Source organism: Bradyrhizobium sp. OAE829 (genome assembly GCF_040546575.1).
Classification (GTDB): domain Bacteria; phylum Pseudomonadota; class Alphaproteobacteria; order Rhizobiales; family Xanthobacteraceae; genus Bradyrhizobium.
In genome coordinates, this window is sequence record NZ_JBEPOE010000001.1 from 472,754 (window position 1) to 496,890 (window position 24,137).

A 24,137-nucleotide genomic window follows, 5' to 3' on the forward strand; every position below is an offset into this window, starting at 1 on the left:
TGGGCCTTCCGTGTCATACCTCACGCAGCCGGCACCGCCGCCGTGAACCGGCTGACCGCAGCAGCCGACCAATGGGCGATTTCCATTGCGGTGATACCGATGACCGAAGATGAAGAGACCATTGCCCGAACCATCGCCGAGGCCAGTGAGCTGCCGTTGAAGGACGCGGCTTATTTGCTGTGGCGGGAGTGCTCCAAGCTCGACTTGCTCGCGTGGCGCGCGATGCCGCCGAACGTGCGCGACGTGTTCCGGTCGCGGGCGGCGGAGAATTCGATCGAGGTCAAATTCGAGCACGATCATCCCGAAGACGGTCTGACCTTCGACCGGTTGCAACTCACCCATCCCGGTTTGGATGAAGCGGAAGTGAAGCAGGCCATCATCGCCGCGGTGAGATTCGACGATGCCTGTTTCGGTTACTTCGACAAGATCAAGGGCGAGTTCGGCGCACGCTACAAGCGCGCGGTCGAACTGGCGGCAAGAGATTATCCCGGATATCTGGAACTGACCTATCAGCGGGCGCGATACTACATCAGCTATTACATGAAGTAGTCGGCCCTCCTGTCATCACCCGCGACCTGTCCGCCGTAGCTCAACGAGCGAAGGCGGAAGGCCGGTGATCCAGTATTCCAGAGACGTTGGTGCAAGAGCCGAGAGGCCGCAGCGTACTGGATACTCCGCTTTCGCGGAGTACGACGACTGTTCGGGTGGCGAGACCTCACACCAACGTCACGCTGCAAATCAGAAGCACAGACTGGTCACCACGTTGCCGCGCTTGTCCTTGATTGTGTAGGGACATCGCAGCCGCTCCAATGCCATCTTGGCGTCTTCATCGCCGAGTACGGCGGCACGCTCGTAGTAGGGGTTGCGTCGACCGGCAGGCAGATTAAAGGCTCGCAAATTCAAGGCTCAAGCCCGCTCTCGCGCAGCACCGGCGCAACCTCGCGCGAGGCGAGAAACCGCAACAGCCGGTCCGCTTGAGCAGCCTTGGCGGAGGCCGCGACGCGGCCGGCGGAAAACACCGCGGGCGTTTGCAGCTCGCGAGGAATCGGGCCGATGACCTCGATACCCCCGACCTGCTTCAGTTCGCTGATCTGCTGCACAGCCAGATCGGCCTCTCCGCTGACCAGCCGTTCGGCGGTGAAACCTGACGGGATGATGCACGCTCTCGCATTGATCTCGGATGCAATACCCAGGCGCTCGATCAACTGCGCGAACAAAATGCCGCTGGCGCCGATGCGCGAATAGGCCACCGAACGGGCCGCAAGCAGCGCCGCGCGCAGCGCGGGCTCGGTTGCGATGTCGAGATGGGCAAAGCCGGCTTTCACCGCGAGGCCGACATAGGACCGCGCGAGATCCACGCAGCTGTCCGCCACCACGCGCCCCTCGCGGGCCATGTCGTCGAGCCCCTCGCGTGTCAGGATGACGACGTCGGCGCCCTCGCCGCCACGCAGGCGATCCAGCAGCGCCAGCGTCGGCGCAAAATCGGCATCGATGCGCACGCCGCCGGTGGCCTCATAGTGCCCAGCCAGATTGTGAACCGCGCCCTTCAGGGCCAGTGTCGAGAGCACGCGCACGGCATTGTCCATGGCGTTACGCCCGATGCATCAGCTTGAGCACGGCTGTCAGTCGGAGGCTACGCTTGCCCGCAAGCGCCGTGGCCTCCAGCAGCGCGCCATGGTCGTCGCAGGTGCCGGCAAAGCCAATGCCGACCTCGTGGCCGCCGAACACCGGGTTCTCGCCCCTTGCCGGCGTGTGCTCCTGATTGAGGATCTGGCCCTTCCAGCGGCCGTTCTCCGAGGTGTAGCTGCCGATGTAGTAGAACGACGCGTCGCCACCGAGGATGCGGCCGTCATTGAGCAGCATCACGCCGGTCAGGCCGCCGTCGACGCCGTCGAGCATGCGGATGTGAATGGAATAGAGGCCATTGACGATACCATCCTGGCCGACGCCTCCGGCGATCGGGACTTCCTCCTCCCCGATCGGCGTCATGACCGAGCTAAATTTCGCACCCGGCAATTCCTTGAGGCCGCCTTCAAACCGGTAAAGATTGCCATCCGGCTTGCCCCGCGCCAGCAGGGTGGCGTCGTCGGTGCCGGCCATCGCGCGGTAGTTCGGGTCGGGATTATGGCGAACGGTCTTGATCTCGATGGCAAGCTCGCCATCGGCTTCTTCCTGATAGGTGCCGATATGCGCAAAGGCGGAATTGCCGCCGAGCATCTTGCCGGCGCGCACGTACATCACGCTGCGGCCGACCGCGTCGTTGAGCTGAAACCTGATCTTGTAGAAACCCTCGAGCAATGGCCGTGTCCCCGGCAAGCGCATCCGCTATCTAGCGCGGTTCATAACGGAGGGGAACGGCTGGAATCGGGCAAAGGGCTTGAATTGATGCATTTAAGGTAACGTCGTCACAACGCAATGATCCGCCAAAGCGGGCACGCTTTGGCGGATCAGGGTTGCATCCGGACGCCCCCGTCCGGATATGCGGTGTCGCTTAGGCCGCGGCCGACTTGGCCGAGGTCGGAACCTCGGAGATCGTCTTCAGGATCTGGGAAGCGATCTGGTAGGGGTCGCCTTGCGAGTTCGGACGACGGTCTTCCAGATAGCCCTTGTAGCCGTTGTTCACGAAGGAGTGCGGAACGCGGATCGAAGCACCGCGGTCGGCCACACCATAGCTGAACTTGTTCCAGGGCGCGGTCTCGTGCTTGCCGGTCAGGCGCTTGTCGTTGTCGGGCCCGTAGACGGCGATGTGGTCCATGAGATTCTTGTCAAAGGCCGCCATCAGCTTCTCGAAGTACTCCTTGCCGCCGGTCTCGCGCATAAAGGTCGTCGAGAAGTTGGCGTGCATGCCGGAGCCATTCCAGTCGGTGTCGCCGAGCGGCTTGCAGTGGAATTCGATATCGATGCCGTAGCTCTCGGTGAGGCGCAGCATCAAATAGCGGGCGATCCACATTTCGTCGGCCGCCTTCTTGGAACCCTTGCCGAAGATCTGGAATTCCCACTGGCCCTTCGCCACTTCGGCGTTGATGCCTTCGTGGTTGATGCCAGCCGCGAGGCAGAGATTGAGATGCTCTTCCACGATCTTGCGGGCGACGTCGCCGACGTTCTTGTAGCCGACGCCGGTGTAGTACGGACCCTGCGGCGCCGGATAACCGTCCGTCGGGAAGCCGAGCGGACGACCATCCTTGTAGAAGAAGTATTCCTGCTCGAAGCCGAACCATGCGCCTTCGTCGTCGAGGACGGTCGCGCGCTTGTTCGAGGCATGCGGGGTCTTGCCATCGGGCATCATGACTTCGCACATCACGAGCGCGCCGTTTTCACGCGCAGCGTCGGGGTAGACCGCGACCGGCTTCAACACGCAATCGGAGCTGTGACCTTCGGCCTGCTGCGTGGAGGAGCCATCGAAGCCCCACAGCGGGAGCTGCTCGAGCGTCGGGAACGAAGCGAATTCCTTGATCTGTGTTTTGCCGCGCAGACTGGGTGTCGGCGTATATCCGTCGAGCCAAATATACTCGAGCTTGTACTTGGTCATTGAGCCTCTCTTGAGTTTAATGCTGCTAAGTGCGGAAACCCCTGGACTTTGGAGGTTAGAAGCCCCTGCAGTCCCCGCACACGTGTACCCGGCCACGTCAGGCCGTTTCTTACCAAGCAATTAAAGTGCCAATCGCTGCAGCGCGGCACCGGACGGCGCTGGGATGTCCACCCTCGTGCGTGCATTTTTTGATGCGACATAGAAGCGCGCCTGACATGCGCGCCAGGCGGCCAAAAGGCGCTTTCGAACCCGCCTGAAGCCCGATTCTACGGCAGTTTCGGCCCCCAGCTCCCGGCCCGATTAAAGCTGCAGCAGCCTTTTGCGCCATTCGGCTGATGGTTCGGTTGTGACCGGCAACCTTCCCCCCGGCTCAAGCGTTAGTCACCTGCCCATTGCCTCACACGAAGCAAAACAGGAATTGCCCAAGAAATGCACACCGGATGACATTTTTTGAGCAATTTGCATTCCGGGAGGGCGCGAACGATATCGGAATCTCGGTAACTAACGGAGAACGAGTCGGGCGCACCGTGGTGGTTCGCTCGATCCAGGAGAGACCAGGATGATCAACACAGGTGTGAATGAGGGATCTGCCAAGATCTATCAATTCCCAGCCGGGGGCCGGTCGGCCCTGGCGGGACGTCGCTATGGCGAGACCAAGTCCGAGATTGCCGCCCCGGCGGTCGATATCGCTGACTGCAGCGGCAGCTGGTACCACGCAGCGGCCATCGAGGAAACCAAGCCTGGGCGTGACCACTGATGCCAGCCCAATGTTCGGCATATCCGCGTCAAAGAGTTCAGGCGCGGTCGGTGAAGTAGAAAAGGGTCGGAACGAAATCGTTTCGGCCCTTTTTCATGCAAAGCTTGTCTTCAGGTCAATTCGCATGCCGTTACCGGCCGTTTGGCGTGCTTGAGCGTGGTGAGCCCGGCCTTCGTGACTTTCAGGGTAATCCCGCGCGCCGTATAGCGCGCCCCCGACAACGCCACTCCCTTTTTCAGCGTCACCGCCTTGCCATCGAGCTGCAGATGGGCGCGTGAATCGTACCGGAAAAACCCGGCAATGAATTGCGTTCCGTCGGCGCAACGATAGTTTTTGAAGGTCGCCTGTGCCAACGCGGCCGACGAGCCGACCGCTCCCAAAAACATCGTTCCCAGAAGCAACGCCGCCGCGAAACCAGCGATCTTGCGATTATTCATATTCTCCTCCTGACGGCCCGAGTATAGACCAGAGGGCAAGACGCGACACACCCCGGCCCGATCGCCGCACAAGAATTGCATCTCCAAGAATTCTATCAGGAATTCCGTAAGGCAGCCCCGATGTCAGATTCCCCTGCCCGTCACCTCAATCTCTCTGGCGCCAGCAATTTCCGCGACCTCGGCGGTTATCTCACCCGCGACGGCCACACGGTACGCTGGCGGCAGATGTTCCGGTCCAACCATCTCGGCCATCTCACCGATGATGACGCTGCGGTCTTGCGCTCGCTCGGCGTCAAGAGCGCGTTCGATTTTCGGGGCACGACGGAGCGCGCCGAGGCGGTGTGCGGCCTGGCCGATATCACCGTGCATTCGCTGCCGGTGGAGCCAACGGTGGTCGCCGCCCTTCGTGCCATCGCCGCCAGCGGCACGGCGCTGTCGACCGACCATGCCGTCGAGGTGATGCGCGATTCCTACCGCAGCTATGTGCAGCAAAATACGCCGCGCTTCCGCGCGCTGTTTGCGCATCTGCTCGAAGACCGCGCGCCCCTGGTGATCCATTGCACCGCCGGCAAGGATCGCACCGGCTTCGCCTGTGCGCTGATCCTGCATACGCTCGGCGTTCCCGACGAGGTGATTGCGGAAGATTATCTGCTGACCAACCAATTCTACCGCAGGGATCCCGCCGCCAGCAGCGACCTGCCCGATCACGTCAAGCAGGTGCTGGGTTCGGTGCAGCCCGCGTTCCTCAGCGCTGCGTTCGAAGCCATTGACGCCGACTATGGCAGTCTCGAAGCCTATCTCCGCGACGGCATCGGTCTTGGCGAAAAGGAGCGCGCGGCGCTCGCGGCGCTCTATCTGCAATCCTGATTTGATCGTGTTTCACCGCCGCATCGAAACGATCCGCACGGCCGACTTGCCGTGCGTCAGCACGAGTGTGTCTCGCGGTCGCTCAGGCCGCGGCTTCCATTTCCATTTCAGCATCGAGATCGGCGATGACGTCCTCGAACGCCTGGATCGCCTGCTGGATCGCCGCAATCTGCATCAGCTCCCAGTCCTTGATCGGACCGTTGCGGTTTTGCAGCGCGACCACCAAGTCCCGCCGCTGCTCCTTAAGCTGAACAAGCGGTAAACCGTGATCGGGTAGAGATCCCATCGTGATGCCCCTGCCTAAATTGGACTCCCCTTGTAGTGAATGGAACCTGCAATCGACTTGCGCAACTCCGGCAAATTTTAGCGATCGGCCTTGATCCGTATTCTTACGTAGTACCCGCCGCCTTCACAGCCCGCGCGATCGCATCGCTCAGGGCTTCTGCCAAGCAACCAGTCGCCCACTCACTGACGTGAAGATGATTGTCGGCACCGTCTTGCAGGGTACTGATCGGGATACTGTCATCGACCCAGCGTCGCATCAGGGCGAAGCGTTGAAAGACGTTGACCTTCGCGATCTCAGCAGCTGCGGCGATGAACGCCACCATTTCTTCCGATGCCTTGAGCTTGTCGGTCATCGCCCTGGTGTATTGCAGGTCCATCAGGATCACATCCGCCGACAAGTCGGCGAGTTGCCTTAACCCGCTCTCGATGGCGCTGGCGACCTCCCTGCGATCCATGTCATGAAAGATCGCGTTGGTGCCCACCTGCCAGATTACCAGAGCGGGCGCCTCATCGAACACGTCGGATCGAAACCGCTCTAACTCTTTCGGCGCCTCTTCGCCGCTGACACCGCGGTTGAGCACATCGATCGTGCGCCGCGCAAGTTTCTGCCGCAACAGCATTTCCAGACGAGGCGGATAAGGTGCGACCGGTGCAACGCCCGCCGTCGATGACGATCCGATCGCCACGATCTTGATCTTTTCCGGACGCTGGAGCGCCGCCGTCAGATGCGGCAATTTGTATTTGAAGTTGGCGATGTCCGGATCGCCGGTACGCGACACGTCGTTCATTTCATCACCCTCAGCGGGGATATCTTGTTGGACACCCGCATTTGGATGCGAAATTCGCCGCATTGCAAATGAAAAACTGCCGGCGCTAGTGTGTGCTCCCTTTTATCGGCCCGTGGAGGCCCCATTATGGATGGAAAAGTCATTGTCGTGACCGGCGCCCTCGGCGCGCTCGGCAGCATCGTCGTTGACCAGGCGCTGGCGGCCGGCGCCAGGGTCGCAAGCGTAGACCACGCGCCGACGCAGGTGCCGGCGACATCAAACCAGTTCGAACTCGGCGGTGTCGACCTGACCGATGCGGCGGCGGCGAAGAAGGCCATCGACGCCGCGGTGTCGCATTTCGGCAGGCTCGACGCGCTGATCAACATCGCCGGCGGTTTTGCGTTCGAGACGGTCATTGAGGGCGATCCGAAGACGTGGCAGCGCATGTACGCGCTCAACGTCACGACCGCGCTCAATGCCTCGCGCGCGGCGATCCCGTATCTGACCGCGTCCGGTGCCGGACGGATCGTCAATGTCGGCGCGCTTGGCGCGCTGCAGGCGGGCGCCGGCATGGGCGCCTATGCGGCGTCCAAGGCCGGCGTGCATCGCCTGACCGAAGCCCTCGCCGCCGAATACAAGGGCAAAATCACGGTCAACGCCGTGCTGCCGTCGATCATCGACACCGCAGCCAATCGCGCCAGCATGCCGAAAGCCGATTTCAGCAAATGGGTAAGGCCAACGGAACTGGCCGACGTGATCCTGTTCCTCGCCAGCGACGCCGCCTCCGCCGTCACCGGCGCACTGCTGCCGGTAAGCGGGCGGGTTTAAATCTTCAGTCTGCAAGCCTGCGCAGCATTGGATCGCGCCCGTTTGTCCGTCCCGACGGCACGATAGCCGCTTGCGCGCGATTTGGCCAAATCCGGGCTAAACTCGTGACACTGAGTCGCGGCTGCTTTTGCCGCCGGAGCCTGTCGTTGGAAACCGCGCTTTACCTGCCCGTCAAACGCTTCCTTGAAAAGCTCGGCTTCACGGTCAAGGGCGAGATCGGCGGCTGCGACCTGGTGGCGCTGAGCGGCGACGATCCGCCGGTCGTGGTGATCGGGGAATTGAAGCTCACATTCAATCTCGAACTGATCCTGCAGGCGGTCGATCGCGCGGGTGCTTGTGACGAGGTGTGGCTCGCGGCCAAATTGTCGGCACGCGGCAAGGGCCGCGAAAGCGACGCCCGCTATCGCAACCTCTGTCGTCGGCTCGGCTTTGGCATGCTCGCGGTCACCAACACCGGCGATGTCGAGGTGATCGTCAAACCCGCCACGACAGCCCCTCGCCGCAATCCCAAGAAGCGCTCGCGGCTGATCAGGGAGCACGAGCGGCGCAAGGGCGATCCGGCGATGGGCGGCTCTACGCGCGCGCCGATCATGACGGCCTATCGCCAGCAGGCGCTGGCCTGTGCTGCGGCACTTTCGGGTGGCCCGCGGCGCGTGAAGGATTTGCGGATCGAGATGCCGGACGCCGGCAAGATTTTACTGCACAATGTCTATGGCTGGTTCGATCGCGCCGAGCGCGGCATTTACGTCCTGACCGAAGCCGGACACGCCGCGCTCAAGCGCTGGCCGCAACAACCGCTGGATCTGACCGCCGCCGAGTAGTCCTGACAAGGACGGTGAAAACGGGAGGACAACATGATCGTGGTTACCGGCAGTGTGACGGCGCGCCAGGACAGTTTCGACGAGGTCCGCCGCCTGAGCCTCGAGCATGTCCATCGTTCGCGCAGCGAACCCGGGTGCATGTCGCACGCCGTGCATGTCGATTGCGAAAACCCGCTGCGGCTGGTGTTTTTCGAGCAATGGGCCGACCGCGCGGCACTGCTTAACCATTTCGCGGTCCCCGCCTCGCGCGATTTCGTCAAATCGCTGCAGTCGCTGGCTGCGGCCGCCACGTCCATCGAACTGTACGACGCTACCAGACTGGAGAAATTGTAGGTGCATGGCTGTAATGCCACGCCAAATTCATATTGCAATGCAACATAAGGGCCCTTAGGTATCTCCGCATCAGATGCGAGGCCCCGATGAGCGAAGACTGGAACACGAAATATGGCACCCGGCGCGTACGGCGCGATCCGCCGACGCTGGAAGAAGCAATCTTCGCCGCCGTCGGCATTACCGACGATCAGCAGCAGCAGGCGGAAATCGCCGCGGCGCTGATGGGGCTACCGTTCGAAGAAGTGCTCGTCGAGGTGAAGAAGACCGGCCGCGCCGTTGCGCGGTCCGCCACCCGCGTCATCACCGGTGAGCAAGGCGCCCAGCGCTCGGTTGTGGTCGAACGCAAGGTGATCAGGCGCTTCGGCAACGACAAGCGCACCGGTACCTGAAGTCCATTCCTGAAGATCTTGATGTTAAAGCCCCCCGGGCAATTCGCGCGATCGAGCAGATCCGCGAATTGCCGCTAAAGCGTTTTCAAGCGAAGTGGGCACCGGTTCGCGTCAAGAAAACGCGTCAAATCAAAAAAATACAGAGCCCCGTTCCGATGCAAGCGGAACGGGGCTCTGTCTATGGGCCTTCCGGTCAGGCCGTCCGGCCCCAGCCGGACATTCTCAGCATCATGGCCCAATAGGCACGATTGAAGTTCGTGATCGCCCGTGCGGCCTCGAGCGTCGTCGCCATTGCGGACGGCGCCGCTTCCGGCTGGTTCTGCTTGGCCAGATCGATGCTGCCGGTGGATTCGCCGTAGCGGAACGTCAGGTGTGCGCCAAACTTGTTGGCGAGCGCCCGCATCGCTTCATTCTGCGCGCCGGTGGTGATCCGCAGGCTCTTGTAACCTTTGGCCCGCGCCTCCGCGATCAGCTTCCTGAACAGGATGCTGCCGACGCCCTTGCGCCGTACCGAGCTCTCCACGCTGAAGGCGATCTCCGGCAATGCGTCAGGCGATTGCTCCGGCGGATGCAGTTCGGCGGCGCCACGCACCACGCCATCCTCGAAATAGGCGATGATCACAGTGCCGTCGTTGGCGCATTTTTCGGCGTAACGTTCGATGAAGCTGTCGTCCATGAAGCCATGAAAGCGATCATGGCGGCTGGTGCGGTCGAGCCGCAAAAGGTGATCGCGCAGAAGCGGCAGTTCCTCTTGCTGGCTTAGAATCCGAACGGTGCCCTTGACCGTACTCTTGGCGCGGCTCGGAACGGTAGTCTGGTAGTTCATAGTCATAACTCCTCGTGGTGGCCCTCGAGGAGGCGTCGAATCCCTAGACCACCTATATTGTGCATCGCAATATGAAGTTCAACCCCTTCAAATGCCTAATAAAAAGACATTCCTCGCTTAACAATTTGGTAACCAAATCGACGCCGGTCGCGGCGCCCGGCAAGCTCTTTGCACACACTGGATTTGAGCCGGGCTTTGCCTCACACTTACGCCGGTTCCCGGAGGTCCCATCGTGGCTGTCGTGCTCGACACGAGTTCTTCAGTTCCGGATCGACGCCTTGCGGTCTGGCAGGACATCGTCTGCGACACCTTTGTCGGTCTCGATTGCCTTTCCGATATGCGGGAGGGGTTTTGGGGCGCGGTCTCGCAATCCGCGATCGGCCGCGCGACGTTTACCCGCGTTGATTCCTGCGCCCAGCGGGTGTTCCGCACGCCATCCCGGATCGCACGCGCCAGCGAGGATTACGTACTGCTGGCGCTGGGCAACCACGGCGTCAACGGCGTCTATCAGGACGGCCGCGATGCCGTCGTCTCCGCGGGACAGTTCGTCATTTACGACACCACCCGCCCCTACGAACTGCGCTTCGATGACAGTTTTTCGCAGACGATCCTGCAGATGCCGCGAAAACTTCTGCAGCAACGCATCGGCGCCTTCGAGGCGCTGACCGCGACCACCTTCTGCAGCAGTCGTCCCCTGGAAGGCCTGGCCTACGAGTTTCTGATCAGCACCAGCAAGGTCGTCGACCACGTCGATCCCGCCACTGCATCCCGTCTCCTGGATCAGGGACTGGATCTCATCGCCATGGCCTTCGCCGATCGGATGCATGCGCGATCGTCGGACCAGTCGTTTCACCGCTCTGCGCTGCTTTATCGGCTCAAGAATTACATCCTGACGCACCTGAGCGATCCCGACCTGTCGATCTCGCAGGTTGCCGCGGCCACCGGAATCTCGCCGCGCTATGCCAGCGATCTGATGGCCGACGAGCAGCACTCGTTCCGCAGCTACGTCCAGATGCAGCGCCTGGAACGGTGCAAGCGCGACCTGTCGGACCCGGCGCATGCGGCCCGGCACATCAGCGACATCGCATTCGCTTGGGGCTTCAACGACCTCGCCCATTTCAGCCGGATCTTCAGGCAGAGGTACGGCGCCTCGCCGCGCGAATGGCGCGACCGCCCGACGCAATAGATTCTCCCGCGATCGGTCTGGCCTCCCGCGGCGGCACAACGCCCGCCTGCGGCGACGCGGCCGGCTCTCCGCCTTGCGGCTGACAATTGCAAGTTAAGACAAGTTTTCGTTCTGCCACGGACAAGCGCTACGGCCAGGGGCGCCGTAGGCTTTCGACCCAGCGATTGCCTTATCTCCCAACGCAGAAGGATGATTTCGATGGGTCTCGTGCACCAGAAGTACAAGGTAGCTGTGGTTCAGGCGGCGCCGGTCTTTCTCGATCTCGATGCGACCGTGGATAAGACGATCGCGCTGATCGAACAGGCCGCCGCGCAAGGCGCCAAGCTGATCGCGTTTCCCGAAACCTTCATCCCCGGATATCCGTGGCAGATCTGGCTCGGTGCGCCCGCCTGGGCGATCGGCCGCGGTTTTGTGCAACGCTATTTCGACAACTCGCTGGCCTATGACAGCCCACAGGCGGACAAGATCCGCAACGCCGTCAAGCGCGCCAAGCTGACCGCGGTCCTCGGCCTCTCCGAACGCGCCGGCGGCAGCCTCTACATCGCGCAATGGCTGATCGGGCCCGACGGCGAGACCATCGCCAGGCGCCGCAAGCTGCGGCCGACCCATGCCGAACGCACCGTGTTCGGCGAAGGCGACGGCAGCGACCTTGCCGTCCACGACCGCGCCGATGTCGGCCGGCTCGGGGCCTTGTGCTGCTGGGAACATCTGCAGCCGCTGTCGAAATACGCGATGTACGCCCAGAACGAGCAGGTTCACGTCGGCGCCTGGCCGAGCTTTTCGCTGTACGACCCGTTCGCGCACGCGCTTGGCCATGAGGTCAACAATGCCGCGAGCAAGATCTACGCGGTCGAGGGCTCATGTTTCGTCCTCGCTCCCTGCGCCGTGGTCTCGCAGGCCATGATCGACGAGCTCTGCGACTCCCCCGAGAAGCACGCGTTCCTGCATGCCGGTGGCGGTCACGCGGTGATCTACGGACCAGACGGCAGTTCGCTCGCCGAAAAACTGCCGCCGGACCAGGAAGGCATTCTCTATGCCGATATCGATCTCGGCATGATCGGTGTGGCGAAGAACGCCGCCGATCCCGCCGGACATTATTCCCGGCCCGACGTCACCCGGCTGCTGCTCAACACATCCCGCGCCAACCGCGTCGAGCATTTTACCTTACCGGTCGATGCCGAGGTCATGAGCGAAATCAGGCTTCAGGCCTGAGAGCTTCACACGGTTCTGCCAGCCTGCGAGGAGCCCGCCATGGAATCCGCGATCCCTAAGCATCTGCAAACTGCGCGCACACGCCACCGTCGCGTTCCCGACGATTATGCGCCGCCCTACCCGTCGTTCGTGGCGCGCCACAAGCCTGATGTGGCGCGGGTGGTGATGGCCTATTTCGGCGTCCAGACCCGCGGCGAGCCGCCAGAAGCTGCGGAGCAGGCGCTCGCGTCGATCGTCGCCGCGTTCGGGCAGAATGGCGGCCCGACGCATTGGGACCGCGCCCGCTATGTCGACGAAGCCGGTTTCACCAATGTCGTCACGGTGGCCTATTGGGATGATCGCGCCAGGTTCGACGGCTGGTTCCCGGCGGTGCGCGAGGGCTGGACCGGCGAGCGGCGAAACGCCGGCGGTGTGGGCACGTTCATCGAGGTGCTGCATCCATCCGTAGAAGGCTATGAGACCCTGTTCTCGTCCCTCGGAAGACCCGAAGGGGTCGCGGTTCTCGCCGACGGCATGAGCGGCGAGATTCAGGAGCACGCCTATTGGGGCGGCATGCGCGATCGCATTCCCAAATCCCAAACCAGCGAGATGGCGCCATCAGGAAACATTACCGCTGTCCGTGATGGCACCCGCATCAGGGTCATACCTTCAGACAATGTCTGCCTGATCCGATCGGGCCAGGATTGGGGCGACACCGAAGCCTCCGAACGCAAAATGTACCTCGAGGACGTCGAGCCGGTGTTGCGGGAAGGCATGGACTTCCTGCGCGATGACGGCCGCTCGATCGGCTGTTACGCCAACCGCTATATGACGGTGGTCGCGCCCGACGGCACACGCACCGAAAAATCCTACGGCATGAGCTGGTGGAAGAGCCTCGCCGCTTTGGAGCGATGGGCGGAATCGCATCCGACCCATGTCCGGATTTTTGGCGCCGCGATGAAATATCTGTCGACCTTGGGTCCTGCCGCGAAGCTGCGGCTCTATCACGAGGTCACGGTGGCGCGGGCCGACGAAGCCTTCTTTGAATATCTGGATTGTCACCCGCAAACCGGGATGCTCAACGCCATGTCGACGGACGCTGCGTAGGACGCCAGCCTACAGCACCATCTGGGTCTGGGTGACGATAGCGACCAGCTTGCCGTCCTCGGTCTCGAGCCGGGTCTGCCAGACCTGGGTGCGCCGGCCCCGGTGCACCGGGGTCGCGGTCGCAATCACCGTGCTGCCTTCCTTGGCGCCACCAATGAAATTGGTCTTGCTCTCGATCGTGGTGGTGCCCTTGGCATCTTCCGGCAGATTGATGACGGTCGCGGCCGCCCCAACCGAATCCGCAAATGCCATCACCGCGCCGCCGTGAATGGTGTTGCGCAGCGTGCAAAGCTCCGGCCGCACCAGCATCCGCGCCACCACGCGATCCTTGTCGGCTTCGACAAAGGTTACGCCTTTCAATTCCGCAAACGGCATCTTCATCGATTGGATTTTTTCCAGCAGCGTCATGCGTCCTCCGGTTTTTCTTGTTCCTTGCAAACCATTCCGCAGCAAGCATGGAGGAGCCAGGTAAATCAGGCAATGACCTCGGAGGTAATGGTGCCGTGACAAGACGTCGGTAATTCTGCATATGGTGCCCATGCGCCAGTTCCCGCCCCGCCGGATCGTCTGCCTCACCGAAGAGACCGTGGAGACGCTGTATCTGCTCGGTGAGCAGGACCGCATCGTCGGCGTCTCCGGCTATGCGGTGCGGCCGCCGCAAGTGCGCCGCGAGAAGCCGCGGGTTTCGGCCTTCATCTCCGCGGACATTCCGAAGATTTTGGCTCTGCAGCCGGATCTGGTGCTCGCCTTCTCCGACCTGCAGGCGGGCATCGTCGCCGACCTCGTGCGATCAGGCGTCGCCATCCATGTATTCAACCAGCGCGACGTCGCGGGAATACTCGCGATGATCCGCACGCTCGGCGCGCTGGTCGGCGCCGCGGATCGCGCCGAGCAGCTTGCGACCAGCTTTGAGCAGCGCCTTGCCAGCATCGCAGCGACGCCCCGCCCCTCGCCCAAACCAAAAGTCTATTTCGAGGAGTGGGACGATCCCATCATCAGCGGCATCGGCTGGGTTTCCGAACTGATCGAGATCGCCGGCGGCGAAGACGTGCTGCCAAAGCTGCGGTTTCAGCAGGCTGCCAAGGACCGGGTCATTTCAGCGGACACGGTGCGCGAAACCGCGCCCGACGTGATCCTGGCTTCGTGGTGCGGCAAGAAGGTCGTGCCTGACCGCATCAGGCAACGGCCGGGCTGGAGCGATATCCCGGCGGTGCGCAACAACCGCATCGTCGAGATCAAATCGCCGTTGATCCTGCAGCCCGGTCCGGCCGCGCTGACCGACGGGCTGGATGCGATCGTGAAGGCGCTCTGGCCACAGCGAGACTGACAGCCGACATTGAACCGGCGCGGTCACATGAGGAACAAACGATCTCAGGATCATCGTGGTGTCAGGATCATCGTGGTGAACGTGACGTAGAGAGGATTGCGCAAGCATGTGGCGAGGATCGATAGCGATGCGACATCTTGCTTTCGGCCTGGCCCTCGCCGGCGGCCTCTTCGCCGGCCTCGCGAACGCTGCCGATCCGATCACGCCACCGGGCAGTCGCATCGGTCTCGCGCCGCCGAAGGGCTTTGTCGTCGCCACCACATTCACAGGCTTTCAGGATCAGGCGCACCATGCATCGATCCTGTTGGCGGAATTCCCTCCGGTGGCGTTCACACAGTTCCGTAACGGTCTCACAGCGGAAGCGATGGCCAAGCGAGGCATGCGCCTGCTGTCGACGGAGACGATCGAGGGGGTGCCCTACGAGCAGATCACCGTGCGCGCGGAGCAGCGCGCCGGAAATCAGGTTTTTGACAAATGGCTGATGGTCATCAACGGCCCCGACATGACCGGGATGTTGACCGTCTCGATCGCAAAGCCCGCGCCAAAGCAGCTGTCGGATGCCGTGATCCGCGCCGCACTTGCCAGCGTCCGCATCCATGCGACGGCCTCGGGTGATCCGATCGCTGCCCTGCCGTTCTCGATAGAGCCGACAGCGCGCTTCACTTACCGCAAACCCCTGGCCGGCAGGGGCCTGTTGCTGAAGGAATCGCCGCCTCCACCGGAGGGGAAGCTGGAGGATGTCGGCTTCATCGTCAGTCTCGCCACCGAAGCCACCATTGCGCCCTCTGATCAGCAGCGCTTCGGAGAGCAGCAATTTCTCAACTCGCGCACAATCACCGACCAGAAAATCCTGAGCACCAGGCCGCTCACGACGTCGAACATGGCCGGCTTCGAATATCTTGGAGAGGGCAAAGGGGCTGGTGGCCGCCCGCTCCGCTACCTCGTCGTTGCGCTCTATCCGTCGGGACGCCCCTTTGTCCTGCTGGGCATGGCGCCGCCGGAGCGATTTGACGAGGCTTTGCCGGAATTTCGAGCGATGGTCGAAAGCTTCAAGGCAAAGCCGTAGAGCGTTTTCCGGCGAAGTGGACACCGGTTCGCGTGAAGAAACGCGTCAAAACAAGTACGGCTACACCTTCTCCACCCCGCACCATTCCGCGATGAACAGCGCGGTGGCCTTGGTCGATTTTCGCAGCGAATCCAGGTCGACATATTCATTAAAGCCGTGGATCGCCGCGCCGCTGGCGCCGAAGCACAGGCTCGGGATGTTGTAGTTCAGGCCATAGAACCGGGTATCGGTCAGAGCCGTGAAGACGAGGTCCTCGACCTTGCCGCCATAGACCGCGCCAAAGGCCTTGCCAAACGCCGCTTCCGGCGCGGCGGAGTCCTTCAACTCGTAGCCTTCCGACAGGAAGCCGGACCATTCCACCTCGGGCGGATTGTTGGAGAGGAAGCGGTGGTCGCGCGAGGCCGCGGAGACGCAGGCCAGGATCTCCTTCTGGCAATCCTTGATCGACCAGCCCGGCAGCACGGCGATGCGGCAATCGACATCGCACCACGCCGGCACGCTGGAGGCCCAGTCGCCGCCCTTGATGATGCCGGGATTGAAGTTGATCGGATGGGTCAGCGTCTTGAAATGCGGATCGGACTTGGCGCGCTCGTTCCATTCGGCCTCGAGCTTGCCGATCGCGTGAACCAGATGATAGGCCGCCATGATCGCATTCGAGCCGGAGCCCGCATGCGCCACATGCACGGGAATGCCACGCACCCTCAAGCGAAACCAGATCACGCCGACCTGCGAGCGCACCATCTTGCCGTTGGTCGGCTCGGGAATGAAGCAGGCATCCGCCCGGTAGCCGCGCTGCAGGGTCGAGAGCGCGCCGACGCCGGTGCTCTCCTCCTCGATCACGGATTGAAAGTGGATCCGCGCGGTCGGCCGCAGGCCCGCAGCCTTGATCGCGTCGAGCGCATAGAGCGCGCCGATGGTGCCCGACTTCATGTCGCAGGCGCCACGGCCATACATCTTGCCGTCCTTGATCACGGGCGAGAACGGCGGCGTCTCCCACATGTCGAGCGGGCCGGCCGGCACCACGTCGCAGTGTCCCTGCAGGATCAGCGATTTGCCGCCATTGCTCGGCGGACGGTAGGTGCCGACCACGGTGCGCGCCTTGGAAAAATCATGCTCGATCGGCCCGAAGCCGCGCAGATCCTTCAAATCCTCGACGTCGATATGCCAGTCATCGACCTCATAACCACGGGCGCACAGGAGATCGCCGATCATGTCCTGGCACGGCCCCTCGGCGCCGCGGGTCGAGGGAATCGCGACGAAGTCGCGGGTCGTCGCAAGCTGCACGTCAAAGCCGGCATCGACGGCGTCGAGGATTCTTTGTTGCGTATCGGTGGTCATGCGGCGGCTCCCAGTTCTCAGGTTCGAACGGGCACCCTAACCCGATCTCAGCCGCCGGGGTAATGCAGAAGATGGGTCTCCCGCAAGGCGTCATCGAGCCGACGGCCTTCCGAATATACACGCAGCGATTGCGGCCGTTTGACGCCGTCCAACAGCCGCGGGCAAGGTTCCGGCGCACCGATAACGGTGCGCACCGGGATGCGCTCCGCGTAGATCGGCAACGCATAGTCTTCATCATCGTCGGCAACGCCCTTGGTGCGGACCTTGGCCGACGCCTGCTCGATCTCCATCGCGATCACAGCGCTGGCCTTGATTTCCTGCTTCGTGCTTTGCCTCAAGGATGCGGTACGATCGGGAAAGAACCGGTCGACCATCGCGACCAGCGCGCGCGCTTTCTCCTCCGGATCGGTGACGATGTAGGCGGTGCCGAAGGCCATCACGGCGCGGTAGTCGGCCGAATGGTTGAAGCCGCACCTTGCGAGCACCAGACTGTCGAGGTGCGCGACCGTCAAACACACTTTCTGCCCGTCCGACTGGTTCTCCAGCATGCGGCTGGCGCTGCTGCCGTGCCAGTACAGCCTGCTCCCTTCCCGCCAGAAGAACGTCGGCGTGCAATAGGGCTGGCCGTCGATCACATAGGAGACGTGACACAGCATCGAAGCGTCGAGCAGGCTGTGGACCGTCGCGTTATCGTAGCGGCCGCGCTCATGGAGGCGCTTCACCCGGTTGCGCGGCGTCACCGGATATGAATTGGCGGTTTCGATTTCGGTCACGGCAGTTCCTGTCAAATCAATCAATGACGAGAGTTGTAGCGGCGAATTTGGTCTGCGATAGTGCCAATTCCATGCGAAAAATTCCGACCAATTCTCCGACGCCGCCGCGAAAGACCGAGCTGCCGCTCGACCTTTCCGGACCGCATGTGACGCCGCGGGCCGCTTCGCCGCATCGGCTCTATCAGGCGCTGTGCCACGCCATCGTCAGCGGCATCGTAAAGCCCGGCGAACCGCTGCCGCCTTCGCGCACCCTGGCAAGCCAGACCGGTTTTCGCCGCAACGCGGTGACGACGGCCTATGAACGGCTGATCGCTGACGGCTTTGCGGTCGCCGTGGTCGGCTCGGGCACCTTCGTCGCCGCGCGCATCCCGGCGCAAGTGAGCGGCGCCGGCAAGGCCAGGATCGTCATCGAGACGCCGCCACAAGGCACCCTGTCGCTCGGCTGCACGCATATCGACGAGCGGGCCCTGCAGCGCTTTCGCTCCTTTGTCGGGCGGCGGATGCGCGCCTTCGGCACCGACCACCTTCACTATGGCGATCCCCGCGGCAGCCGCGAGCTTCGCACCGCCATCGCCGATCACCTGTTGTCGGCCCGCGGGCTGCGCTGCGATCCGGACCAGATCATGCTGGCCTCGGGAACCCAGCACGCCCTGCGCATCGTGCTCAGCGCCATTCTGAGGCCGGCCGATCAGGTCTGGTGCGAAGACCCCGGCTATCCCGCCGCGCGGCGCGCCATCGAGCATTGCGGTTACCGCCCGGTCCCGGTTCCAGTCGACGCATCAGGCTTGATCGTCGCGAAGGGCCGCACATCAGCGCCATCGGCGCGCGCGGCCTATGTGACGCCCTCGCATCAGTTTCCGCTTGGCGTGCAGATGTCGATGAGCCGCCGGCTGGAGCTGCTGGATTGGGCCAGGGATGCCGATGCCTTCGTGCTGGAAGACGATTACGACAGCGAATTCAGGTATGACGGCGCGCCATTGCTGTCGCTTGCCGGCATCGATCATTTGCGGCGCGTGATCTACATGGGCACGTTTTCAAAGACGCTGTTTCCCGGCTTGCGTATCGGCTATTGCGCGCTGCCCGAGAAGCTGATCGGACCGGTGACGACGGCGCGCGCCGCGCTCGACCGCTTTCCCGGCACGCTGCTGGAAGGCGCGGTCGCTGACATGCTGAACTCCGGCGCGTTCGCGGCCAATCTGCGCAGGGTGCGCACCCTCTACCGCGAGGCCCGCGACGTGCTGGCCTCGACACTGTCGTCCGCTTCGGAAGGCCGCCTCTCCGTGCCGGTGCCGTCGCAAGGCCTGCATCTGGTGGCGCGGTTTGATCCATCGGTCGACGCGCAGGTTGCAGCCCACGCCAAATCCGCCGCCGGCGTCGAAGGCTGGCTGCTGGCCGACACCTATGCACGCGCCCGGCCACTGCCGGGATTTGTACTGGGATTTGCCGGCCACCCGCTTCCGCAATTGAAAGCGTCGGCCGAAAAACTGGCCAAGGCATCGCTGGCGGCGATGCGGGCTAAGCGGAGCCCGGACATTCGTGGAACCGGAACCGGCGAAGCGCGAAAGCCTGCGCCGACGCGACCCCGATCAGCGCACTAGCTTGGCTCCCTAGGAGAATCGCCGCCGCATCCGCTAAATGCATTGAATAGTGGTCACGATGGAGACACCCGGATGCCAGCGAATCGCAACGTCATGTATCTCATCATCGGTGTGCTGGTCGTTGCCGTCGGCGTGCTCGGCTACAATCTCTATCAGGCCAGGAAACAGCCCGAGGGCGTGCAGATCAATCTCGGCCCCGACGGGCTGAAGATCCAGAGCAAGTGAGGGAGGTCAATTTGGCGATCACGAAGGCCGTGACGGCCCCGGCTCTTGCGGTTTCCGCCAGCCTTGCCTTGTGCCTGCTCGCCTCACCTGCCGCCGCGCAGCAGGTCGTCCCCAACGAGCGGAATATCGTCGATCTGCGGCTCGGTCAGCGCATCCTCGTCGACGACGGGACGTGCCCGGCCGGACAGATCAAGGAAGTGCTGGGCTCGCAGATGACGACATCGGGCGTGCTGCGCACCCACAAATGCATTCCGCGCCTGGGGACGAAGCAGAAGCGGTAGGGCGTGCATCAAACCGCGATCGTCGCTATCTCAGGCAGGCGAGCCTGCCTTCGCGCGAATGGCCATCGACCGCTTGAGAAGTGCGTTGGCATCGGCGTAGCGGCTCTGATCCTTGTAGAGACGGGCCAGGTTTTCCAGCACATCCGCGAGGTCCGGATGGTTCGGGCCGAACGTCTTTTCGAAGGTGGCCACCGCGCGCTTGTAAAGCCGCTCCGCGTCGGCATTACGGCCCTGCCGCCCATAAACAGCGGCCAGATTATTCAGCGCATGCGCAACATCAGGATGGTCGCGACCGAACGCTTTCTCGGTCACGGCGATCGACCGCTTGAGCAGCCGCTCGGCATCGGCATAGCGATGCCGGTTGGTGTAGACATCGGCCAGGTTATTCATCAAAACCGTGGCGTTCGGATCGTTCGGACCGTGCGCCTTCGCGAGAACGGCCAGTCCGCGCTTGAACAGCCGCTCGGCCTGCTCGTATCGACGCTGGTTGCTATAGAGAGCGGCCAGGTTGCTCAGCGCCAGCACGATGTCCGGATCGTCAGGACCGACCGTTTTCTCGCGAATGGCGATCGACCGCTTGAGGAGCGGCTCCGCCTCGGCAAGACGCTCTGTCGTGCGGTAGAGTTCGCCGAGATTATTCAGCACGCTTGCGACTTCGGCGTGATCCGGACCGAGCGTCTTCTCCCTGATGGCCAATGAGCGCTTGTACAGCGGCTCGGCAACGGCGTATTGACCCAGATTGTAGTGAATTGTGCCCAGGTCATTCAGCGGCATCGCGACCATTGCGTCATCGGGACCAAACTCCTTCTCGCGAATGGCCAGCAACTGCTGGGCCAGCGGAAGCGCTGCCGCGTACTTTCCGACCCGATAGAGTTCCTTGGATTCCTGGTTGAGGCGGCTTGCCTCATCCTGCTCGGCGTAGGATGGCACGATGACTGACAGGCTCAGGGCCAGCGCGGTGACCGCAATGCGGATAGATGCTTTCATGGCCTTCATCACATGTGCCTCCGTCGCGGTTCTTCCGCGACATACCCGCCCTTTGTGTCTTCAGTGGCCAGAGAGGTTCATACTGACGGGTCACCGCGCACTTGTCGCCATGCTGAAACCGGCGACGACAACGGGAGTATGGGCCTGCTTTCAGACTATTGCGTTTGCACGCCCTGGCCGTCCAGTGATGCTTGAATCAGGAAGTTGTAAGCGGCTTGTTTACGTGGCAGCGGCTCGGTTGGAAGACTTGAGAACGAAGAGGGCGTCCGCACCGTAGACGACTGCATTCACAACCCACGCTACAGCGACGCCCTAGGCAGAATCCCCTACTATTCCCCGGAAAACGATCGCTGCGGTCAGGCCTGCAAGTCCTGAGCCTGACCAGCCGCTTGCGCTTGGTATGGCCAGAAGTACCGACGAGATAACCGCGCCGATCGCCATTGCGATGCTTCAGACGCCTAGCAATCCGGAAACAATTGAAACGAAGAAAATCGATGCAAGCCCGAGTACCATGCCTATGGCGACCTTCACCGTAGGCCCGTCGATTTTCTTATCGAGCCAGGTGCCCACCTTCATGAACACGGAATGTGCCCCCGCCCACAGGAGGTCTTTTATGAATTCGGACAGCAACATGTCACTTAGTCGCGCCAACCCTGCCGGGGTTCAACTGCCGCCGTCTTGAGCATTCTTGTTGCAAGTTCCCGAACGCGGCGACATCGATTCGCGCCGTCTCGCCAGCCCGTTGAGGCCTACCAGCTGCCGTATTTGCTGACGATTCCGCGCCAAACGGCGCCGCGCTCGAAAGCGAACGATTCTTTTCCGACATTGGCGTTCTTGGCTGCGGCCGTGACCACCATGACAAGCTTGAGCTCGGGATCGACGAAGATCGACTGGCCGTAGACGCCGAGCAGCGCAAACCTTCGCTTCTCGCCGGGGTAGAGCCAGAACTGATAGCCATATCCGAAATACGGCGTCGCCTTCCCCGGCGCGAACGCCGCGGGTTGCCGGTGCCAGTCGGTCGCATCCAGCAAAAAGTCTTTCGGCACAATCTGCTTGCCGCCGACCGCGCCGTCATTGGCCAGCAGCATTCCCAGACGCCCGTAGTCGCGCAGCGTCGCATTGAAATTTCCCAATGCTACTTCGGAGCCGTCCGAGGTCGTGGTCCAGGTCGCGTCGGCTTCGGCGCCCATCGGCTGCCAGAGCCGCGTGGTCAGATATTGGCTGAGCGTGGTGCCGGTGACCTCGCGAAGCAGCACGGCCAGCAGCACGGTCTCGCTGGAGGCATAGTGAAACCGCGTGCCCTGCTCGGCTTCACGGGTCTCGAATTGGCGTAACGCAGCAATTGATCCTTCGCGGCCGCGGGCAATCACGAACCGCGTCAGATCGTCCTTGCCGTCGTAGATTTCACTGAACTGCACGCCGGACGCCATGCGCAGGACACTGCGTATGGTGGTCTCGCCATAGGCACTGCCAGCAAGTTTGGGCACGTATTTCGAAATCAGGTCATCCAGGGAGGCGATCCGGCCTTCGGCGAGCGCCATCCCGACCGCCAGGCTGACGATCGATTTCGCCATCGAATGCGAGATGAAGCGGTCGGACGGCTTGCGATCATACTGATAGCGCTCGAACAGGACTGCGCCGTCCTTGATCACCAACAGCCCGGTAACGCGCTGGTGCGTCAGAAAATCGTCAATTGTCCATTTCTGGTTCTCGAACCGGTATTCCAGCTTTGTTTCTCCGCCGGCCCACGCAAGCGGCAAGGGAGATTCGGCTTTGCTCAGCCTGTTGTGTGGAAAGATCTGGTCGATATGGCTGAACGATCCAACCCGCACGCCCTCGTCGAAGAACCAGTTGGCGCGGGTACCGACCGGATAGCCCTTGTCCTTGCCGAGCAGCTCCTCGTCGGGGGCGGCAAAGGCCGGGACTGCCAGAGCGGCAAGGAAGCATGCAAGGAGATAAGTAGAAAAAATTCGTCGTTGCTGCATTGGCCGACTCCCGCGCGCGGTTCGAACGCCATCGCGCTCTCCCCGGAGATCATCGAACAACATTGCACATCATGGCGGTGGCGGCTTGTCGAGCCCGTGACGGCATCGAGACCTGCGTTAGCTGGTGGTTGCGTGAGATCTCGCGCGAACTAGTTCGACGGCTCGAACATGCATTGCAGCGTCGGCTTGGCGATCTTGGTGAAAGTCGGGCCGATTTCGGACTGCTTCGACGCTGGCACCCAATTGGTCTCGATCGTGGGCACACCGGTCTCGCTGATGCCCCGGAGCAAGGCTTCGCGCAGATCATTGTCCTCGACGGTCGCGGCCGCATGGTCATGCAGGCAAGTGCAAACTGTTTCGGGATGCGCCCAACGTCCGACCATGTGGGGTGCGCACAGCCGGACGAACTCACCGCGGGGATCGGGGAGCTTGAACATCGAGCCAATCGGCCCCTGCTGGAACCGCATCTGCGCCGTTAACTGGTTTTGGGCCTGGGCTGAAGCGCCCAGCAGGCAGTAAACCAAAATCGCAGCAGAACAAAAACGTACAAACATACTGGGCCTTTACCGGCAAATTCTCTTGCGAGCGCTTAGCTGCGATTAGTTGACAGCTGCGACGACGATCGACTGGGGAGCCGAGGTCGTCACCGGCGCGCCGTTGTAGGAGAAGGTGCCGATGCCGGGCAAGCCCTGATCCGAGGAACCAGCGATCGAGGGACCAGCCAGGATGAAGGCGAAGGCGAGGATAAAGCTGATGGTCCGCATGTGACTGTCTCCGGTTTGGGTGCCGGCGTCCCCGCCGTTTCGTTGGCAGAGTGATAACCACCGGCTGTTTCCGGATATCTGCGCCAGAAGCGGAAAATGGTTTCATCGCAGGGGTGAATTGTTTCGTCGGCCCGCCGGGACGAAACATTGGCGAGAAAAACCTAATGATTTCAATATAGTGATGAATGGCCGAACAGAGGTACAGGTCACCTGCGAGCCACCGGGGCCATTCTACTTTGCATGGGGTTGTTTTCGCGATTTTGAGTCGGAACCCTGCCGTGTACCGCCTTCGAGAGGCGAAACTGCCTCACTCGCCATCGAAGGCACTCAAATCGGGTTCGGGCGTCACGACCGGCGATCCGCAATAGGTGAACGTCCCGACCCCGGGCATGTCGCGATCGGCGCTGCCGGCCAGCGACGGGCCGGTCAGGACGAAAACAAGAGCAATAATGCAGCTGAGGGCGCGCATC

General features: G+C 62.3%; 31 protein-coding genes and 1 pseudogene. 15 read left to right on the forward strand and 17 right to left on the reverse strand.

Annotated features, from left to right (window positions below):
• Nucleotides 1-99: 99 nt before the first annotated feature.
• Entirely contained in the window at nt 100-549 is a 450-nt protein-coding gene (locus ABIE49_RS02130; RefSeq protein ID WP_192733337.1) for a hypothetical protein, read from the forward strand.
• A gap of 189 nt (nt 550-738) precedes the next feature.
• Here the strand turns inward: ABIE49_RS02130 and ABIE49_RS02135 are convergent.
• The 4 genes and pseudogenes from ABIE49_RS02135 to ABIE49_RS02150 all read right to left on the reverse strand — a co-directional run.
• Nucleotides 739-858: pseudogene (locus tag ABIE49_RS02135) on the reverse strand (tetratricopeptide repeat protein); the annotation flags it as partial.
• 41 nt (nt 859-899) lie between these two features.
• Nucleotides 900-1,586 (reverse strand): substrate-binding domain-containing protein, encoded by a 687-nt coding sequence (locus ABIE49_RS02140; RefSeq protein WP_192733338.1) that lies wholly within the window; start codon nt 1,584-1,586, stop codon nt 900-902.
• 4 nt (nt 1,587-1,590) lie between these two features.
• Nucleotides 1,591-2,298 carry a GrlR family regulatory protein gene (locus ABIE49_RS02145; RefSeq protein WP_192733339.1) on the reverse strand — a complete coding sequence of 236 codons (708 nt, stop codon included), beginning with the start codon at nt 2,296-2,298 and terminating at the stop codon, nt 1,591-1,593.
• A 193-nt stretch (nt 2,299-2,491) separates the two neighbouring features.
• Nucleotides 2,492-3,529 carry a glutamine synthetase beta-grasp domain-containing protein gene (locus ABIE49_RS02150; RefSeq protein ID WP_192733340.1) on the reverse strand — a complete coding sequence of 346 codons (1,038 nt, stop codon included), beginning with the start codon at nt 3,527-3,529 and terminating at the stop codon, nt 2,492-2,494.
• A 559-nt stretch (nt 3,530-4,088) separates the two neighbouring features.
• Between ABIE49_RS02150 and ABIE49_RS02155 the strand changes: the two genes are divergently transcribed.
• Nucleotides 4,089-4,286, forward strand: coding sequence for a DUF2735 domain-containing protein (locus ABIE49_RS02155; RefSeq protein ID WP_192733341.1), 198 nt, complete (start codon nt 4,089-4,091; stop codon nt 4,284-4,286).
• A gap of 110 nt (nt 4,287-4,396) precedes the next feature.
• On the opposite strand, the gene ABIE49_RS02160 is transcribed toward ABIE49_RS02155, so the two are convergent.
• Nucleotides 4,397-4,804 carry an MliC family protein gene (locus ABIE49_RS02160; RefSeq protein WP_354067382.1) on the reverse strand — a complete coding sequence of 136 codons (408 nt, stop codon included), beginning with the start codon at nt 4,802-4,804 and terminating at the stop codon, nt 4,397-4,399.
• A gap of 39 nt (nt 4,805-4,843) precedes the next feature.
• Here ABIE49_RS02160 and ABIE49_RS02165 point away from each other — a divergent pair, with 39 nt between their 5' ends.
• Nucleotides 4,844-5,590: a tyrosine-protein phosphatase gene (locus ABIE49_RS02165; protein WP_192733343.1), complete on the forward strand. Its 747-nt coding sequence runs from the start codon at nt 4,844-4,846 to the stop codon at nt 5,588-5,590.
• An 82-nt stretch (nt 5,591-5,672) separates the two neighbouring features.
• Here the strand turns inward: ABIE49_RS02165 and ABIE49_RS02170 are convergent, their stop codons facing one another.
• On the reverse strand, nt 5,673-5,876 hold the full coding sequence (locus tag ABIE49_RS02170) for a hypothetical protein (protein ID WP_192733344.1): 204 nt from the start codon (nt 5,874-5,876) through the stop codon (nt 5,673-5,675).
• Nucleotides 5,877-5,979: 103 nt separating this feature from the next.
• Complete coding sequence (locus tag ABIE49_RS02175; RefSeq protein ID WP_192733345.1) at nt 5,980-6,663, reverse strand: SGNH/GDSL hydrolase family protein; 684 nt, start codon at nt 6,661-6,663, stop codon at nt 5,980-5,982.
• Between the two features lie 126 nt (nt 6,664-6,789).
• On the opposite strand from ABIE49_RS02175, the gene fabG reads away from it, so the two are divergent.
• From fabG to ABIE49_RS02195, 4 genes are all read left to right on the forward strand, one after another.
• The gene (fabG, locus tag ABIE49_RS02180; RefSeq protein WP_192733346.1) at nt 6,790-7,470 is read left to right on the forward strand and encodes a 3-oxoacyl-ACP reductase FabG; all 681 of its coding nucleotides are present in this window, start codon (nt 6,790-6,792) and stop codon (nt 7,468-7,470) included.
• A gap of 146 nt (nt 7,471-7,616) precedes the next feature.
• Nucleotides 7,617-8,291: a DUF2161 domain-containing phosphodiesterase gene (locus ABIE49_RS02185; protein ID WP_192733347.1), complete on the forward strand. Its 675-nt coding sequence runs from the start codon at nt 7,617-7,619 to the stop codon at nt 8,289-8,291.
• Between the two features lie 33 nt (nt 8,292-8,324).
• Nucleotides 8,325-8,624: a putative quinol monooxygenase gene (locus ABIE49_RS02190; RefSeq protein WP_192733348.1), complete on the forward strand. Its 300-nt coding sequence runs from the start codon at nt 8,325-8,327 to the stop codon at nt 8,622-8,624.
• A gap of 86 nt (nt 8,625-8,710) precedes the next feature.
• Nucleotides 8,711-9,013, forward strand: coding sequence for a hypothetical protein (locus tag ABIE49_RS02195; RefSeq protein WP_192733349.1), 303 nt, complete (start codon nt 8,711-8,713; stop codon nt 9,011-9,013).
• A gap of 193 nt (nt 9,014-9,206) precedes the next feature.
• On the opposite strand, the gene ABIE49_RS02200 is transcribed toward ABIE49_RS02195, so the two are convergent.
• Nucleotides 9,207-9,839, reverse strand: a complete 633-nt coding sequence (locus ABIE49_RS02200; protein ID WP_192733350.1) for a GNAT family N-acetyltransferase — start codon at nt 9,837-9,839, stop codon at nt 9,207-9,209.
• A 232-nt stretch (nt 9,840-10,071) separates the two neighbouring features.
• On the opposite strand from ABIE49_RS02200, the gene ABIE49_RS02205 reads away from it, so the two are divergent.
• The 3 genes from ABIE49_RS02205 (at nt 10,072) to ABIE49_RS02215 (ending at nt 13,323) form a co-directional block, all read left to right on the forward strand.
• A complete protein-coding gene (locus tag ABIE49_RS02205) occupies nt 10,072-11,025 on the forward strand; it encodes an AraC-like ligand-binding domain-containing protein (protein ID WP_354066554.1) in 954 nt (317 codons plus the stop codon).
• Nucleotides 11,026-11,223: 198 nt separating this feature from the next.
• Nucleotides 11,224-12,237, forward strand: a complete 1,014-nt coding sequence (locus ABIE49_RS02210; protein ID WP_192733351.1) for a carbon-nitrogen hydrolase family protein — start codon at nt 11,224-11,226, stop codon at nt 12,235-12,237.
• 39 nt (nt 12,238-12,276) lie between these two features.
• Nucleotides 12,277-13,323, forward strand: coding sequence for a phenylacetaldoxime dehydratase family protein (locus ABIE49_RS02215; RefSeq protein WP_192733352.1), 1,047 nt, complete (start codon nt 12,277-12,279; stop codon nt 13,321-13,323).
• A 9-nt stretch (nt 13,324-13,332) separates the two neighbouring features.
• Here ABIE49_RS02215 and ABIE49_RS02220 read toward each other — a convergent pair whose 3' ends face one another.
• The gene (locus ABIE49_RS02220) at nt 13,333-13,731 is read right to left on the reverse strand and encodes a PaaI family thioesterase (RefSeq protein ID WP_192733353.1); all 399 of its coding nucleotides are present in this window, start codon (nt 13,729-13,731) and stop codon (nt 13,333-13,335) included.
• Nucleotides 13,732-13,861: 130 nt separating this feature from the next.
• Between ABIE49_RS02220 and ABIE49_RS02225 the strand changes: the two genes are divergently transcribed.
• Nucleotides 13,862-14,650 carry a cobalamin-binding protein gene (locus ABIE49_RS02225; RefSeq protein ID WP_192733354.1) on the forward strand — a complete coding sequence of 263 codons (789 nt, stop codon included), beginning with the start codon at nt 13,862-13,864 and terminating at the stop codon, nt 14,648-14,650.
• 127 nt (nt 14,651-14,777) lie between these two features.
• Nucleotides 14,778-15,716, forward strand: a complete 939-nt coding sequence (locus ABIE49_RS02230) for a hypothetical protein (RefSeq protein WP_192733355.1) — start codon at nt 14,778-14,780, stop codon at nt 15,714-15,716.
• 60 nt (nt 15,717-15,776) lie between these two features.
• Here the strand turns inward: ABIE49_RS02230 and ABIE49_RS02235 are convergent, their stop codons facing one another.
• On the reverse strand, nt 15,777-17,054 hold the full coding sequence (locus tag ABIE49_RS02235) for an ArgE/DapE family deacylase (protein WP_192733356.1): 1,278 nt from the start codon (nt 17,052-17,054) through the stop codon (nt 15,777-15,779).
• 47 nt (nt 17,055-17,101) lie between these two features.
• A complete protein-coding gene (locus tag ABIE49_RS02240) occupies nt 17,102-17,827 on the reverse strand; it encodes a pyridoxamine 5'-phosphate oxidase family protein (RefSeq protein WP_192733357.1) in 726 nt (241 codons plus the stop codon).
• 71 nt (nt 17,828-17,898) lie between these two features.
• On the opposite strand from ABIE49_RS02240, the gene pdxR reads away from it, so the two are divergent.
• The 3 genes from pdxR (at nt 17,899) to ABIE49_RS02255 (ending at nt 19,931) form a co-directional block, all read left to right on the forward strand.
• Entirely contained in the window at nt 17,899-19,425 is a 1,527-nt protein-coding gene (gene pdxR / locus ABIE49_RS02245; protein ID WP_192733358.1) for a MocR-like pyridoxine biosynthesis transcription factor PdxR, read from the forward strand.
• A gap of 72 nt (nt 19,426-19,497) precedes the next feature.
• Nucleotides 19,498-19,650, forward strand: a complete 153-nt coding sequence (locus ABIE49_RS02250; protein ID WP_192733359.1) for a hypothetical protein — start codon at nt 19,498-19,500, stop codon at nt 19,648-19,650.
• Between the two features lie 11 nt (nt 19,651-19,661).
• Entirely contained in the window at nt 19,662-19,931 is a 270-nt protein-coding gene (locus ABIE49_RS02255; RefSeq protein WP_192733360.1) for a DUF6719 family protein, read from the forward strand.
• A gap of 30 nt (nt 19,932-19,961) precedes the next feature.
• On the opposite strand, the gene ABIE49_RS02260 is transcribed toward ABIE49_RS02255, so the two are convergent.
• From ABIE49_RS02260 to ABIE49_RS02285, 6 genes are all read right to left on the reverse strand, one after another.
• Nucleotides 19,962-20,927 (reverse strand): tetratricopeptide repeat protein, encoded by a 966-nt coding sequence (locus ABIE49_RS02260; protein WP_192734219.1) that lies wholly within the window; start codon nt 20,925-20,927, stop codon nt 19,962-19,964.
• 441 nt (nt 20,928-21,368) lie between these two features.
• Nucleotides 21,369-21,551 (reverse strand): hypothetical protein, encoded by a 183-nt coding sequence (locus ABIE49_RS02265; protein WP_192733361.1) that lies wholly within the window; start codon nt 21,549-21,551, stop codon nt 21,369-21,371.
• Nucleotides 21,552-21,667: 116 nt separating this feature from the next.
• Nucleotides 21,668-22,903, reverse strand: a complete 1,236-nt coding sequence (locus tag ABIE49_RS02270; protein WP_192733362.1) for a serine hydrolase domain-containing protein — start codon at nt 22,901-22,903, stop codon at nt 21,668-21,670.
• A gap of 149 nt (nt 22,904-23,052) precedes the next feature.
• The gene (locus ABIE49_RS02275; RefSeq protein ID WP_502915976.1) at nt 23,053-23,370 is read right to left on the reverse strand and encodes a hypothetical protein; all 318 of its coding nucleotides are present in this window, start codon (nt 23,368-23,370) and stop codon (nt 23,053-23,055) included.
• Nucleotides 23,371-23,502: 132 nt separating this feature from the next.
• Nucleotides 23,503-23,667 carry a hypothetical protein gene (locus tag ABIE49_RS02280; RefSeq protein WP_192733364.1) on the reverse strand — a complete coding sequence of 55 codons (165 nt, stop codon included), beginning with the start codon at nt 23,665-23,667 and terminating at the stop codon, nt 23,503-23,505.
• A gap of 307 nt (nt 23,668-23,974) precedes the next feature.
• Nucleotides 23,975-24,136: a hypothetical protein gene (locus tag ABIE49_RS02285; RefSeq protein ID WP_192733365.1), complete on the reverse strand. Its 162-nt coding sequence runs from the start codon at nt 24,134-24,136 to the stop codon at nt 23,975-23,977.
• Nucleotide 24,137 lies beyond the last annotated feature (1 nt).

What these genes read in the sequence shown, in the direction of transcription:
- ABIE49_RS02130 (WP_192733337.1), top strand. Translation starts at nt 100, where the DNA reads ATGACCGAAGATGAAGAGACCATTGCCCGAACCATCGCCGAGGCCAGT.
- ABIE49_RS02140 (WP_192733338.1), bottom strand. Translation starts at nt 1,586, where the DNA reads ATGGACAATGCCGTGCGCGTGCTCTCGACACTGGCCCTGAAGGGCGCG.
- ABIE49_RS02150 (WP_192733340.1), bottom strand. Translation starts at nt 3,529, where the DNA reads ATGACCAAGTACAAGCTCGAGTATATTTGGCTCGACGGATATACGCCG.
- ABIE49_RS02155 (WP_192733341.1), top strand. Translation starts at nt 4,089, where the DNA reads ATGATCAACACAGGTGTGAATGAGGGATCTGCCAAGATCTATCAATTC.
- ABIE49_RS02160 (WP_354067382.1), bottom strand. Translation starts at nt 4,804, where the DNA reads ATGCAATTCTTGTGCGGCGATCGGGCCGGGGTGTGTCGCGTCTTGCCC.
- ABIE49_RS02165 (WP_192733343.1), top strand. Translation starts at nt 4,844, where the DNA reads ATGTCAGATTCCCCTGCCCGTCACCTCAATCTCTCTGGCGCCAGCAAT.
- ABIE49_RS02170 (WP_192733344.1), bottom strand. Translation starts at nt 5,876, where the DNA reads ATGGGATCTCTACCCGATCACGGTTTACCGCTTGTTCAGCTTAAGGAG.
- ABIE49_RS02175 (WP_192733345.1), bottom strand. Translation starts at nt 6,663, where the DNA reads ATGAACGACGTGTCGCGTACCGGCGATCCGGACATCGCCAACTTCAAA.
- fabG (WP_192733346.1), top strand. Translation starts at nt 6,790, where the DNA reads ATGGATGGAAAAGTCATTGTCGTGACCGGCGCCCTCGGCGCGCTCGGC.
- ABIE49_RS02190 (WP_192733348.1), top strand. Translation starts at nt 8,325, where the DNA reads ATGATCGTGGTTACCGGCAGTGTGACGGCGCGCCAGGACAGTTTCGAC.
- ABIE49_RS02195 (WP_192733349.1), top strand. Translation starts at nt 8,711, where the DNA reads ATGAGCGAAGACTGGAACACGAAATATGGCACCCGGCGCGTACGGCGC.
- ABIE49_RS02200 (WP_192733350.1), bottom strand. Translation starts at nt 9,839, where the DNA reads ATGAACTACCAGACTACCGTTCCGAGCCGCGCCAAGAGTACGGTCAAG.
- ABIE49_RS02210 (WP_192733351.1), top strand. Translation starts at nt 11,224, where the DNA reads ATGGGTCTCGTGCACCAGAAGTACAAGGTAGCTGTGGTTCAGGCGGCG.
- ABIE49_RS02215 (WP_192733352.1), top strand. Translation starts at nt 12,277, where the DNA reads ATGGAATCCGCGATCCCTAAGCATCTGCAAACTGCGCGCACACGCCAC.
- ABIE49_RS02220 (WP_192733353.1), bottom strand. Translation starts at nt 13,731, where the DNA reads ATGACGCTGCTGGAAAAAATCCAATCGATGAAGATGCCGTTTGCGGAA.
- ABIE49_RS02225 (WP_192733354.1), top strand. Translation starts at nt 13,862, where the DNA reads ATGCGCCAGTTCCCGCCCCGCCGGATCGTCTGCCTCACCGAAGAGACC.
- ABIE49_RS02230 (WP_192733355.1), top strand. Translation starts at nt 14,778, where the DNA reads ATGCGACATCTTGCTTTCGGCCTGGCCCTCGCCGGCGGCCTCTTCGCC.
- ABIE49_RS02235 (WP_192733356.1), bottom strand. Translation starts at nt 17,054, where the DNA reads ATGACCACCGATACGCAACAAAGAATCCTCGACGCCGTCGATGCCGGC.
- pdxR (WP_192733358.1), top strand. Translation starts at nt 17,899, where the DNA reads ATGCGAAAAATTCCGACCAATTCTCCGACGCCGCCGCGAAAGACCGAG.
- ABIE49_RS02250 (WP_192733359.1), top strand. Translation starts at nt 19,498, where the DNA reads ATGCCAGCGAATCGCAACGTCATGTATCTCATCATCGGTGTGCTGGTC.
- ABIE49_RS02260 (WP_192734219.1), bottom strand. Translation starts at nt 20,927, where the DNA reads ATGAAGGCCATGAAAGCATCTATCCGCATTGCGGTCACCGCGCTGGCC.
- ABIE49_RS02265 (WP_192733361.1), bottom strand. Translation starts at nt 21,551, where the DNA reads ATGTTGCTGTCCGAATTCATAAAAGACCTCCTGTGGGCGGGGGCACAT.
- ABIE49_RS02270 (WP_192733362.1), bottom strand. Translation starts at nt 22,903, where the DNA reads ATGCAGCAACGACGAATTTTTTCTACTTATCTCCTTGCATGCTTCCTT.
- ABIE49_RS02275 (WP_502915976.1), bottom strand. Translation starts at nt 23,370, where the DNA reads ATGCGGTTCCAGCAGGGGCCGATTGGCTCGATGTTCAAGCTCCCCGAT.
- ABIE49_RS02280 (WP_192733364.1), bottom strand. Translation starts at nt 23,667, where the DNA reads ATGCGGACCATCAGCTTTATCCTCGCCTTCGCCTTCATCCTGGCTGGT.
- ABIE49_RS02285 (WP_192733365.1), bottom strand. Translation starts at nt 24,136, where the DNA reads ATGCGCGCCCTCAGCTGCATTATTGCTCTTGTTTTCGTCCTGACCGGC.